Source organism: Bacillus sp. NPDC093026 (assembly GCF_044754665.1).
Taxonomy (GTDB): Bacteria; Bacillota; Bacilli; order Bacillales; family Bacillaceae; genus Bacillus; species Bacillus maqinnsis.
Window position 1 is genome coordinate 162824 of record NZ_JBIVPN010000003.1, and the last position, 12950, is coordinate 175773.

General features: G+C 40.9%; 12 protein-coding genes, 1 pseudogene and 1 other annotated feature. Of the genes and pseudogenes, 8 read left to right on the forward strand and 5 right to left on the reverse strand.

Going from position 1 to position 12950, the window contains the following annotated elements; translation table 11 throughout:
- Positions 1-142: 142 nt before the first annotated feature.
- On the forward strand, positions 143-865 hold the full coding sequence (locus ACIQCE_RS09850; protein WP_400494670.1) for a GntR family transcriptional regulator: 723 nt from the start codon (positions 143-145) through the stop codon (positions 863-865).
- Between the two features lie 107 nt (positions 866-972).
- On the opposite strand, the gene zwf is transcribed toward ACIQCE_RS09850, so the two are convergent.
- Positions 973-2448, reverse strand: coding sequence for a glucose-6-phosphate dehydrogenase (gene zwf / locus ACIQCE_RS09855; protein WP_400494672.1), 1476 nt, complete (start codon positions 2446-2448; stop codon positions 973-975).
- A 220-nt stretch (positions 2449-2668) separates the two neighbouring features.
- Here zwf and rnz point away from each other — a divergent pair, with 220 nt between their 5' ends.
- Together rnz and ACIQCE_RS09865 are read left to right on the forward strand one after the other, a co-directional pair.
- A complete protein-coding gene (rnz, locus tag ACIQCE_RS09860) occupies positions 2669-3595 on the forward strand; it encodes a ribonuclease Z (protein ID WP_400494674.1) in 927 nt (308 codons plus the stop codon).
- 131 nt (positions 3596-3726) lie between these two features.
- Positions 3727-5034, forward strand: a complete 1308-nt coding sequence (locus ACIQCE_RS09865; protein WP_400494676.1) for an aspartate aminotransferase type Ic — start codon at positions 3727-3729, stop codon at positions 5032-5034.
- A 45-nt stretch (positions 5035-5079) separates the two neighbouring features.
- Here the strand turns inward: ACIQCE_RS09865 and ACIQCE_RS09870 are convergent, their stop codons facing one another.
- Positions 5080-5844, reverse strand: a complete 765-nt coding sequence (locus ACIQCE_RS09870; protein ID WP_400494677.1) for an alpha/beta fold hydrolase — start codon at positions 5842-5844, stop codon at positions 5080-5082.
- A gap of 119 nt (positions 5845-5963) precedes the next feature.
- Positions 5964-6980, reverse strand: coding sequence for an NADPH dehydrogenase NamA (gene namA, locus ACIQCE_RS09875; RefSeq protein ID WP_400494679.1), 1017 nt, complete (start codon positions 6978-6980; stop codon positions 5964-5966).
- Positions 6981-7121: 141 nt separating this feature from the next.
- On the opposite strand from namA, the gene ACIQCE_RS09880 reads away from it, so the two are divergent.
- From ACIQCE_RS09880 to ACIQCE_RS09890, 3 genes are all read left to right on the forward strand, one after another.
- Positions 7122-8732, forward strand: a complete 1611-nt coding sequence (locus ACIQCE_RS09880; RefSeq protein ID WP_400494681.1) for a M20/M25/M40 family metallo-hydrolase — start codon at positions 7122-7124, stop codon at positions 8730-8732.
- Positions 8733-8919: 187 nt separating this feature from the next.
- Positions 8920-9408 carry a DinB family protein gene (locus ACIQCE_RS09885; protein WP_400494683.1) on the forward strand — a complete coding sequence of 163 codons (489 nt, stop codon included), beginning with the start codon at positions 8920-8922 and terminating at the stop codon, positions 9406-9408.
- 14 nt (positions 9409-9422) lie between these two features.
- Positions 9423-9575 (forward strand): hypothetical protein, encoded by a 153-nt coding sequence (locus tag ACIQCE_RS09890; RefSeq protein WP_400494684.1) that lies wholly within the window; start codon positions 9423-9425, stop codon positions 9573-9575.
- A 36-nt stretch (positions 9576-9611) separates the two neighbouring features.
- On the opposite strand, the gene proC is transcribed toward ACIQCE_RS09890, so the two are convergent.
- Entirely contained in the window at positions 9612-10439 is an 828-nt protein-coding gene (gene proC / locus ACIQCE_RS09895; protein ID WP_400494686.1) for a pyrroline-5-carboxylate reductase, read from the reverse strand.
- A gap of 41 nt (positions 10440-10480) precedes the next feature.
- Positions 10481-10692, reverse strand: a binding site (T-box leader).
- 169 nt (positions 10693-10861) lie between these two features.
- Here proC and ACIQCE_RS09900 point away from each other — a divergent pair.
- Both ACIQCE_RS09900 and ACIQCE_RS09905 read left to right on the forward strand, forming a co-directional pair.
- The gene (locus tag ACIQCE_RS09900; RefSeq protein ID WP_400494688.1) at positions 10862-11812 is read left to right on the forward strand and encodes an MBL fold metallo-hydrolase; all 951 of its coding nucleotides are present in this window, start codon (positions 10862-10864) and stop codon (positions 11810-11812) included.
- A gap of 12 nt (positions 11813-11824) precedes the next feature.
- Entirely contained in the window at positions 11825-12601 is a 777-nt protein-coding gene (locus tag ACIQCE_RS09905; RefSeq protein WP_353855333.1) for an SDR family NAD(P)-dependent oxidoreductase, read from the forward strand.
- Positions 12602-12699: 98 nt separating this feature from the next.
- On the opposite strand, the pseudogene ACIQCE_RS09910 reads toward ACIQCE_RS09905, so the two are convergent.
- Positions 12700-12861 (reverse strand): annotated as a pseudogene (locus ACIQCE_RS09910) (CoA-disulfide reductase); the annotation flags it as partial.
- Between the last annotated feature and the right edge of the window lie 89 nt (positions 12862-12950).

The following is a 12950-nucleotide window of genomic DNA, read 5'->3' on the forward strand; positions in this document are numbered from 1 at the left end:
AGAGCAGTTGTTTTTCTATAGCTACGGAGAGAACGAAACTTTTAAGCTGATCAGGCTTCGTGTAGAATGAGAGAAAGGCAAAAGATCGCTGCCATATAAACAGAAATAACGCGAAATAAAACATGTCAGTTGGTGGTGTGAGATGGCAAAGTATGAACTCATTTCAGAAGAAATTAGAAAACGAATAGGATCTGCATTTTATCCAGAAGATGAACCCATTCCAGATGAAAACACGCTTGCCGCTGAATTCCAATGCAGTCGAATGACGATGAAGCGTGCGCTCGATATTCTTGTTGCTGAAGGTTTGCTCTTTAGAAAGAGAGGTCATGGCACATTTATTGTGAAAACCGCGCTAAACCAAAGCGCAGTCAATGTATCAGGTCAGGAAAACAAAGGATTAACCAAAGTCATGGCAGACAAAAAAGTCACAAGCCAAATCATTCGCTTTGATGTCCATTTTCCAAGCAAAGAGGTGGCAGCTCATTTATCCATTGAACCGAATACGCCAGTTTATGATATTATCCGGCTCCGCCTTGTAGAAGAAGAACCGTATGTATTAGAAAAGACCTTTATGCCGGTGAACGTCATAAAAGAGATAGATGAAGAAGTCCTCAAAGGTTCTGTTTATGAATACATTACAAGCACACTTCATTTGAAAATTGCTGGAGCGCACAAGAAAATCAGAGCAGCCAAATCAGACGGTCTCGATCAGCTTTATTTAGGGTGTGAACAAAATGATCCGGTCCTTGAAGTGGAGCAGGTGGCCTATTTAAACATAGGTCGTCCTTTTGAATATTCCTTTAGCCGGCATCGCTACGATAAGTTTGTCTTTTCAACTGTGGAAATTACGAAAACAGGTCTTTAAAAAGGGTGAGCTAAGTTCAAGGAATCTTATATCCATATTGTGCTTTCACAATCCCCTTTAAAAAAGAGCAGCTCCCCTGAGGAGACTGCTCTTTTTTGCAAATCATTTTATATATTCCACCAATGATATCCGTCTTTTTCAAGAAGCTGATCGGCTTCTTTTGGTCCCATAGAACCAGAAGGATAATTTGGCTTTAAGTCTTTGTTTTCTGCCCACTTCTCGGAAATTGGGTCGACAAAGTTCCAAGATAGAGCCACTTCATCCCAGTGAGCGAAGTTCGTTGCGTCGCCTAATAAACAGTCATGAATGAGCTTTTCATATGCTTCTGGTGTATTCATGATGTCATTATAGTTTGTTTGGTAGTCCAGTTTAATTGGTTTTGCATAGGTTCCACCATCAAGTTTACGAGCGTTCAGGTGAAGGGTAATCCCTTCGTCAGGCTGAATGTGAATGACCAGTAAGTTCGGGTGCATGGAATTGCCGTTTCCATAGTACAGATTCATTGGAATGTCTTTAAATTGAACGACGATTTGAGTGGATTTCTTCTCTAATCGTTTTCCTGTACGAATGTAAAATGGAACGCCTGCCCATCTAAAGTTGTCAATCAGCAGTTTCCCAGCAACAAAGGTTTCTGTATTTGAGTTCGGGTCCACATTTTGCTCTTCAAGATATGAAGGAACAAGGTTGCCATCAATTGATCCAGCGTCATATTGACCGCGGACGAAGAATTGATCGACCTCTTCTTTAGAAATCGGACGAAGGGCACGTAGCACTTTCCGTTTTTCGCTTCGGATTTCCTCTGTATTCAACTTAATTGGAGGCTCCATAGCTAAGAGTGCCACCATCTGAAGCATATGGTTTTGTACCATATCTCGCAGAGCACCCGAATTTTCGTAATATCTGGCTCGGTCTTCTACACCTAAAGATTCACTAGATGTAATCTGGATGTTAGAAATATAACGGTTTGTCCACAGTGGTTCAAAAATCGCATTTGCAAAACGAATGACTTCGATGTTTTGAACCATTTGTTTACCGAGATAGTGATCAATACGATAAATTTGGTTTTCTGAAAACGCACCACGAATCTCTTCATTCAATGTTTTCGCACTAGGTAAGTCATGTCCAAATGGTTTCTCAATCACAAGCCTTGACCAGCCGGTTGTTTCGGACACACCTTCACTCTTTAAGAACTTCGCAATCGTTCCGAAAAATTCCGGTGCCATTGCTAAATAGAACATGCGATTATTTGGAATACTGTATGTCCCTTCAAGTCTGGAAAGAAGTGTATTGAGTGTTTGATATGAAGCAGGACTTGATACGTCAAAATCATGATAATAGAAATGAGAAATGAACTCTTCTGTTTTCGCTTCCTCATCATCAGATGAGACGGATTCTTTCACCACAGCTCTGAGGTCCTCGTGAGACCAAGGACGGCGTCCAACACCCACAACGGCGAATTGATCTCCAAGCTTTCCGCTATGATAAAGTCTATGTATAGAAGGGTACAGCTTGCGTTTTGCAAGGTCTCCTGTTGCGCCAAAAATGACAATCACTGCTTTTGGATAGTTCGTTTCTGTATTCACGAAAAGTACCTCACTTTATTCGTAGCATTGTAGTAAAACCAAGAAGGTATGTACATTTTCTTTATTTTAAAGGTTCATTGTTCGTAAAGCAAACATTTGATTCGACTTTTTACGATAACGTTTGACTTTATTCAAAATTTCCGTTGAATTCACTTTTAATCATTCTTCATGTATTCTATATGAATGAGGACATTGTATACCGGTTGTAGGAGGAAAAGTAATGGAACTGCTCTTTTTAGGAACAGGTGCAGGCATTCCTGCAAAAACAAGAAACGTCACTTGCACAGCGCTTAAACTTTTAGAAGAGAGAAAAGCAGTGTGGCTTTTTGATTGCGGAGAAGCAACGCAGCATCAAATATTACATACAAGCATTAAACCAAGAAAAATCGAAAAAATTTTTATTACCCATATGCACGGTGATCATGTTTACGGTCTGCCAGGATTGCTTGGCAGCAGATCCTTTCAAGGTGGAGAAGATGAGCTGACAATTTATGGTCCAAATGGGATTAAAGCATTCGTGAATGCTGTGCTTTCTGCCACACAAACGCATTTGACATATCCGCTACATATTATAGAGATTGATGAAGGCATTGTCTTTGAAGATGATACGTTTCAAGTAGAAGCGAAATGTGTGTCTCATGGAATTCCTGCATACGGCTATCGGGTCGTTGAAAAAGATGTGCCAGGTGCATTAAATGCCGAAGCTCTAAAAGAAATCGGCGTTAAACCTGGACCTTTGTATCAGAAGTTAAAAAATGGGGAAACCGTCACCCTAGAAGATGGAAGAATGATTGATGGAACCGATTATTTGGAACCTCCTAAAAAAGGGAGAATTGTAGCATTTTCAGGAGATACCCGTGTATGCGAGAATATAAAAAGGCTTGCCAAAGATGCGGATGTGTTGGTCCATGAAGCAACATTCGGTAAAGAAGATGCGGAACTTGCCTACAATTATTATCACAGTACGACAGAACAAGCAGCGCAAACAGCGCAGGAAGCAGGCGCAAAAAGACTCATTTTGACCCATATTAGTGCAAGATATCAAGGAGAAGAGGCACTAAAACAACTACTAAAAGAAGCCCGTGATATTTTCCCGCTGACAGAAGCTGCATATGATTTCTATTCCTTTACCATTCACCGTACGTAACTGTCCAAAATCGTTGTGCGATTTTTTTGATATTTTTGATGTCGCTCTTTTTCAGGAAGTGATAAAATGGTGAAGAAAATTTAAACTCTTTTTGAATCAAACTATGAAGGATACGGGAGGCAAAATCAAAGATGAGCGGTTTTACAGCGTTAAGTGAAGCAGAATTGAATGAACTTTATTCGAGACTACAAGATGAGTACGAAACGTACAAAAGTAAAAACTTACACTTAGACATGTCTAGAGGTAAGCCTTCGCCAAAACAGCTCGATTTGTCAATGGGCATGCTCGATGTTGTGACGTCAAAGGATGCGATGACAGCAGAAGATGGCACAGATGTGCGTAACTATGGCGGCTTGACAGGCCTTCCTGAAACGAAGCGATTTTTTGCAGATCTCCTCCATCTTAAACCAGAGCAAATCATTATCGGCGGGAATTCCAGCTTGAATATGATGCATGATACGATTGCACGTGCAATGACCCATGGTGTATACGGCAGCAAAATACCTTGGGGCAAGCTACCAAAGGTCAAGTTCCTTGCACCAAGCCCAGGATATGACCGTCATTTTTCTATATGTGAGTTTTTTAACATAGAGATGATCACAGTAGATATGAAGGCGGATGGACCTGATATGGATCAGGTGGAAAAATGGGTCGCTGAAGATGAAGCAATTAAAGGCATTTGGTGTGTACCGAAATATAGCAACCCTGATGGAATTACGTATTCAGATGAGGTGGTCGAGCGTCTCGCTTCAATGAAAACGAAAGCAGACGACTTCCGAATCTTTTGGGATAATGCGTATGCAGTGCATCATTTAACAGATACACCAGATACATTAAAAGATATTTTTCAAGCAGTAGAGGAAGCGGGACATCCAAATCGCGTATTTATGTTTGCGTCCACTTCTAAAATCACATTCCCAGGATCAGGTGTTGCACTGATGGCGTCTAGTCAAGACAATATCAGCTTAACCCAGAAGCAATTATCATTTCAAACAATTGGTCCAGATAAAATCAATCAATTAAGACATCTCCGCTTCTTTAAGAATGCAGATGGTTTGAAAGAACATATGAAAAAACATGCAGCCATCATTAAGCCGAAATTTGATCTTGTTCTTTCCCTTCTTGATGAAAAGCTGGGGGGGAAAGGTATTGCTGAGTGGCATAAGCCAAACGGCGGTTATTTCATTAGTTTAAATACACTGGAACACTGCGCAAAAGCTGTTGTTCAAAAAGCAAAAGAAGCAGGTGTCACACTGACAGGTGCCGGTGCAACTTATCCATACGGGAAAGATCCACTCGATTGTAACATTCGAATTGCCCCAACGTTCCCAACACTTGAGGAACTAAAGCAAGCCATTGACATTTTGACTCTATGTGTTCAGCTTGTCAGTATCGAAAAGCTGCTTGCAAGAAAAAGTCAATCTGCCCCAACGGCATAAAACAAAGAAACTCCTTGATTTATAATAGGTCAAGGAGTTTTTACTTTAATTAGCCGTTTGATAGTAGGAGACAGGTTGTTTGGCTGCGCACCATACATCATATATGGCAAGCTGGACAATATGCGGTTCGTCATGATGAATATAGTGCGAGCTGTTCTGCGCCTGAATCCATCCGCTTTGTGAGGATAAAGTCAGCATTCGTTTATGAAGCCTAAGCCAAGCTTCATGCGCTGGATGAAACAATCGGTTTTTTCCAGAAGAAATAACAAGGAGCGGCATCATGCCAAAATGCTTTTGCTCTTGTTTCATCGTCTTCAGCATCTGTTGAAAGTCCTCATGCGTACATTCTGCTGTGAATTGATTCAAATATGAAGTACGTTCTTCCTTAGATAAAAGCGGCAGAATGACCTGCTCTTGCTCCTCACTTGCTGGGTCTAATAGCACCATGCCAATGACATCTTCTTGTCGGCGGCTTGCCCATAACCGGCTGACAAGGGATCCAAATGAATGGGCCACAATGAGATAGGGCGGCTGAATATTCGCTTGTTTCAGCAATTGATCTAAATCATCGGCTAGGTCATGCAAGGTTCTTCCTTCAGGGTTTTTGCTGCTGCTTCCATTGCCTAAACGGTCATATAAGAAAATGCCAAGCTCAGGGTCAATATCGCGGGCCACTTTTCTCCACGTATTGCATGATTTTCCATAGCCTGCTTCAAAGATGATCGTTGCTTCCCTTTTGCCTTGACGGTGTTTTGTATAAAAACGATGTCCATTTACATCATATGTTCTTTCAATCATTGCCGAATCCATTCTTCCATCTCCTCTAAGTGATTCTTTAGCTAAAAGACGGCACAAAACACGAATATGTTTCTCTTAAAAAACAAAAAAGATGCCTATTTCAAAAAATAGACACCTTTTTCAAATGAGTTTTACCAAGCACGATCGTATTGACGCAGGGGTTCAATGGTTGTACGAAGCTCTTCTGCTGCTGTTTTAGGAAAGTAAGGGTTTCGTAAAAATTCTCTGCCGATAAAGATCAAATCAGCACGATCATTTTGTAAAATTTCTTCTGCCTGTATACCGCTTGTAATCAGACCGACAGCTCCTGTTTGAATACCAGCGCCTTCCTTTATTTTTTCTGCAAAGGTGACTTGGTAGCCAGGGAATGTGCGAATTCGGGTCTGCACCACTGCACCTGAGCTGACGTCAATTAAGTCAACACCTTGTTCTTTCAGCCATGTAGCGATGCCAATATAATCCGCAATATCAAGGCCCTTTGTCGTATAATCAGAAGCGGATACACGAACAAACAAAGGACCATCCCATACCTCATTGACAGCATCAACAATTTCTTTTAAGAAACGGTAGCGGTTTTCTGGTGAACCGCCATACTCATCTGTTCGTTTGTTCGCAAGAGGTGAGAGAAACTCGTTAATCAAATAGCCATGTGCAGCATGAATTTCTATGATGTCAAACCCCGCTTTTTTTGCACGAACAGCCGCAGCCTGAAAGGCTTGGACGGTTTCTTTTATTTGATCAGTTGACATTTCAATAGGTGTTTTTGAATTCTCATCAAATGGAATGCTAGATGGTGCGATAATGTCACCTTCTAATTCTGCTTTACGTCCTGCGTGAGCTAGCTGGATCGCTGTTTTTGTTCCATATGCTTTGATTTGTTCATTTAACGACGCAAAGCCTTCAATGTGCTCGTCACTCCAAATACCAAGATCCAGTTCGCTAATTCTGCCTTCGGGAGAAACTGCACTGGCTTCGACCATAATAAGTCCTGCCTGACCTTGCGCGCGGGAAATATAATGTACAAAGTGGAAAGGCTGCAATTTTCCATCACGGTCATATGATGAATACATGCACATCGGGGACATCACGATGCGGTTTTTAAGTGTAACACCTTTTATTGTCCAAGGTGAAAAGAGTTTTGGTGCCAAATACCTTCGCCTCCTCATCAGTTGTATAGGTGATTATAACAGCTATACAATCTTTTCGTCATCAAAGGTGCTCAAAGGATATAGCTTTCATACACGTTTTTGTATAATGAAGAAAAAGGTACGTTTAAAGGAGGAAGGCGGATGAAATGGCAAACAGAGAGTGAATTAAAAGAACTGCTCACATCTCTTATGCAATATGAAAGTATATCTGGCACAACAGGAGAAGTAGCTTTAGCGGAATATTTATTTTACTTGCTTAGAGAACGACCTTATTTTCAAGAAAATCCAAATCATCTTGCTTTGCATCCAATGAAGGATGGCCGGTATTATTTAACGGCTCTTGTCAAACGCAGTACGCTGTCTCGCACCGTTTTGCTTCTCAGTCACTTTGATGTAGTCGATACAGAGGATTATGGTGAATTTCAAAATATGGCGTGTAAACCTGAAGAATTGATGGCGTTTTTATCTCAAAAAAGTGAGCTTCTTCCAAAAAGAGCAAGAGAAGACCTTGCTTCTGGAGACTGGCTGTTTGGAAGAGGTTCCATGGATATGAAGGCAGGTCTTACGGTCCAGCTTTCTATGCTTGAAAGAGCGATGACAGGGATATTTGAAGGGAATGTGTTGCTTGTCACTGTACCTGATGAAGAGGTGAATTCACAAGGAATGTTAGAAGCTGTGCCAAAGCTAAAGGAGCTAAAAGAGCTACATGGGCTTGAATATACGTCGTGTTTAAACAGTGAGCCGATGTTTGAAAAGCATCCTGGTGATGAGCATCTGTATCTTTATACAGGCAGTATAGGCAAGGTACTCGCCGGCTTTTTTTGTAAAGGAATTGAAACGCATGTAGGAGAGCCCTTTTCAGGTTTAAACGCAAATTTTATGGTATCTGAATTAAACCGGTTGTTAGAGCTGAATACCGATTATTGTGAGGAAGTGGATGGTGAAGTCACGCCGCCTCCGACCAATTTGATGCAAAAGGATTTAAAGGAAGCCTATTCCGTTCAAACGCCTCATACAGCCGTTTCTTTGTTTAATGTGCTTATGATGAAACGCTCAAGTGAAGAGCTGCATAAACTTCTCTATGAAACAGCAAAGAAAGCAGCAGTACAAATTGAGGACAATCTACGGCAAAAAACAGCCGGTTTTCAGCGTTTTAAACATTTTACACCGATTGAAACGCACATCACGGTACTTACGTATCATGAGTTGTATCAAAAAGCCGCAGAGCGATCAGGAAAACAGGAAGTCGAACGAATCGTCAACTATGCATTTGCCAATCGAGGTGAGCTTGGAGATCGTGACTTTTCAACGAAAATCGTATCAGAGCTAACGACTCTTTGTAAGGAAGATGGTCCACTCATTGTCCTGTTTTATAGTCCACCATTTTATCCTTCTGTATCCTCAACAGATGATCCGCATATTCAGGCGACCTTGGAGAAGATTCAAAAGGAGGCAAAGGAGGTCTATGGACTTGAGGTAGAAGAGGTGAAATACTTCCCTGGTCTGTCTGATTTAAGCTACTTACAGCTCGAAAAACAGGATGTAGGGTATTACACGACCAACATGCCGCTTTACCAAAAAGGCTATTCATTACCACAAGGAAAAAAGGAGGCTCTTTACGTTCCGGTCATCAACGTTGGTCCATTAGGAAAGGATCCGCACAAATGGACAGAACGCCTGCATGTCCCATTCTCCTTCGGCATTTTGCCGTCATTACTTGAATCAACGATACATTCTTTATTAAAAAAATAAGAATATGAGACGAAGCCCTATGATGAATATGATAGGGCTTTTGGTAGTGAAGATATATTTTTCTTTCAAACATTCTTAAAAATATATGACGATGCATGTATAATGAAATGACATAAATGGATTTTAAAGGATATGATGATCAATCAACATAAACATACATTCACTTGAAAGGGGATAGGGGAACACAATGGAAACTGGAAAATTAGCAAAAACAGAAATTATCGCATCACTTCAGCAAAGTATATGTGAACTTGAGCAACTTATACAGGTGTGTGATGTGCAAACACTAGATCAGTCTATCGGACATGGCAAGTGGTCCATTAAACAAATCGTCGGACATTTATATGATACAGAAGAAGTCTGGTCAAATCGGATAGAGCAGGTCATATCAAACGATCACACGCCTTTTCAATCGTATGATCCTGACATTTACGTGAAGGAAAGAGCTTATGAATTGTATAATGCTCAGGAGATCAAATCGCTGATTAATCGCTTGAAAGAGAAAAGATGTAAAACGCTTCAGCTATTAGAAAAGGATATATGGGACCAATCAGGTTTGCATCCAGAAGAAGGCGTGATGACAGTGCAAATATTAGCTGAAACCATCGCTTTACATGAAAATCATCATCTGGCTCAAATCAAAGCCATCATGTCAATGAGTGAATCATCTACGTGAGGAGGTGTTAATAAATGACGCATCAAGAATTGTTAATTGATGTGAATTTTTATCAAGCACGTGATTCTCTATTAGAACAAGCCACTTCTAAAAAAGAACAGAAAGAACCAAAGTGTGAATCATACCGTTCAAATCCAGTCACTAGCGAAATAGATGGGCATATGTGAAAAAGCACCTTTTATCAAAACAGGTGCTTTTTCATATCACTTATACGTGCCCACTGAAAACATTTCATTTAATTCTGCTGCGCGTTTTGTCGCTGTTTTGACACAATCGACAACCGCTTCTTCAAAATGGTACGAAGCGAGTGTGTTCAGCCCAGCTTCTGTTGTTCCGCCTTCGCTTGTGATTTCTTTGCGTAATTCAGCAGGTTCTTTTCCGCTCTCCTGAAGCATATTGGCAGCGCCTGCAATCATTTGGCAAATGAGTAATTTCGCTGTTGCTTGCTCCATACCAAGCTCAGAAGCTGCTCGTTCCATTCCTTCAATCAAATGATAAATGAAAGCAGGACCGCTTCCTGCTATGGCTGTGACAGCATTTAGCTGTGACTCATCTAATACGGTCACATGACCAATTGTTTCAAACAGTTTGACTGCCTTTTCCTTTTGTTCCTTTGTGACTTCATCGCTTATGGCAATGCCTGTCGCTGATTGCTGAATAGCTGCAGACGTGTTAGGCATGGCACGAATCACCGCCATTTTTTCCCCAGCATAATGTTGAATCGTCTCAATTGAAATACCAGCTAAAATTGAAATGATAAGCTGTCCCTTTAAATGAGGTCGTACGTCAGAAATGCCGCTTTCTGCATCCTTCGGCTTCAAAGCAAAAACAAGTATATCTGCTTGTTCATAAATAAAGGAACGGGAGAAATCCGTTTTGACCCCGTAGCGCACCTTTAATTCCTCTAACCGCTTTTCGTTTGTTTTATTTGTCACAATAATGTCCTCATTTGACATGAGTCCGCTTTTTAATAAACCTTTGATCATAGACTCGGTCATCGAACCTGCACCGATAAATCCAATTTTACTCATAAGCTGCTCCTCCTTGTAAAAAATAAAAAAACCTCTCGCCTGCAAAGGACGAAAGGTATTTCGCGGTACCACCCTCAATTAGCATGCAAACATGCATACTCAGCTCTAGTCCCTTAACGCGGGAAACGTTTAGGTTTGCCTAACAGCTCAAAGGGCAGGTTCAGCAAATAAGAGGATGGTGAAGTCTTACAGCCAAGGAACTTCACTCTCTTGCATCATTATTTTGCTTACTAATCCTTGTCATCGCACATCTTATATTTGTTGTTCATTATGCAACGATGGACAAGTTTGTGTCAATAGGAGCTGATAAAAAAATTGACCATGTAAACAACATGACAGCCTGCCTTTTGCAAGATACAATAAATAAAGAGGTGTGAATGGATTTGAGTCACGAGTTAAAAAGCAGGAGATGACGTATAAAAGTGAAAGAAGACATCATTCAGTTATCAATCCCCACACCGTTTGCCGTTGGGGATGTCCATGCATATGTATTAAAAGGAGAGGCTGTGACCCTAGTGGATTGCGGACCTATGACAATAGAGGCGCAGCAAGCCTTTGTTACGCAATTAAAACAACATCATTTGTCCATTGAAGATATAGATCAAGTAGTCTTGACTCATCATCATGCAGATCATGTCGGTCTCTTAGATATGATGAAACCCGAGGTACGTGTGCTTGGACATCAGGTGAATGAACCATATATTAGTCGGGATCCTCAGTTTATGCAGCGCCAAATTGACTTTATGGATACGTATTTTCAGCAATTAGGTGTGCCGCTTCATCAAAATGAATGTGAGAGAATTGTGAAGCAGTCCTATACATATTCCTGTACTGCACATCTTGACATCGTGCTTAAGGAAGGGGATCGTATAAAGGGACATGAGCACTTTCTTGTAGTGGAAACTCCGGGTCATGCACAGTCTCATCTTTCCTTTTTAGATGAAGTGACGGGGAACTTCATTGGTGGTGATTTGCTTTTAACAACCATTTCCTCTAATCCGTTAATGGAAGCACCAGATGAAGGGCAGGAGCGTCAAAAATCGTTGATTCAATATAAAGAATCACTTCATCGATTATTGACTTGGCCAATCAAGACCATCTATCCAGGTCACGGTCAGCTAATTACTTCTCATCATGAATTGATAAAAGAACGTTTTAAGAAACAAGAGAAACGAGCTCATACTATCTATCAGTTGCTCAAACGAAAAGAAATGACAGCTTTTCACCTATGCCGCACGCTGTTTCCTGTTTTATATGAAGAGGCATTATTTTTAACCATGTCTGAAACAGTAGGTCAGCTAGATGTGCTCAAAGCGGCTGGACAAATTGGAGAAATAGAAAAAGATGGGATACTCTATTACCAAGCAAACTAAGGAGTGAAGCGCATGGGACGATTAAAAGGAAAGAGAATATGGATGACGGGTGCATCTAGCGGAATCGGTGAAAAAATGGCCTATTTGGCATCAGAGCAAGGAGCAGAGGTCATCATTTCTGCAAGACGAATAGAAAAACTAACAGATGTGAAAGAAAAGATTATAAATGCTGGAGGAGTTTGTCAAATCGTTGAGCTTGATGTGAGTCAGCTTGAGCAAATTGATCGCGCGTATGAAGAGGTAGGACCTGTTGATATTTTGGTCAACAATGCCGGCTTTGGCTTATTCGATCTAGTAGAAGATGCATCTATTGAAGAAATGATTTCTATGTTTGAGGTCAATGTATTTGGTCTTATCGCCTGCACGAAAAAAGTGATACCAGATATGAAAAAAAGAGGGCAGGGTCATATTATCAATATTGCGTCTCAAGCAGGAAAAATCGCAACACCTAAATCAGCGATCTACTCAGCATCAAAGCATGCAGTGCTCGGTTTTTCAAACAGTCTTAGAATGGAGCTTGCAGACTTTGGTATCCACGTCACAACGGTGAACCCAGGGCCGATTGCAACAGACTTCTTTACCATTGCTGATCGTAGTGGTGAATATGTCAAGAACGTTGATTTCATCATGCTCAGTGCTGACAAGGTAGCAGGAAAGGTCGTTTCAGCGATGATGACCAAAAGAAGAGAAATTAATTTACCCGGTTGGATGAATGCTAGTAGCAAATTGTATCTGCTTTTCCCATTCTTATTTGAAAAAGCAGTGCGCAAAGCGATGATGAAAAAGTAAAAAATGACAGAAACCGGTCATGAACTGGTTTCTTTTTCTGCTTAATGAGGCTTAATTGACAACACCAAAAACATGAAACAGACTGGGCGACGGCTTACTGTGATATCTATAAGACCGCCAATGAAGTAGGGGAGTCCGCCGATCTATATGAGTAAATCTCTCCTTTTTCTAAAGCGACAATGTGGGCGTCTGAATCCTCTCTGTATATTTGCATGGCAGCTCATTCCTGTTGCATCTCCGCCAATTATCACATACTTCATTTGGTGTGCTCCCATCTGTCTATCCAACTCAATCCCCTTATTGACCCTCTTTTACATTCTTTTTTTCATAAAAGGAGCAAACTTTAGCT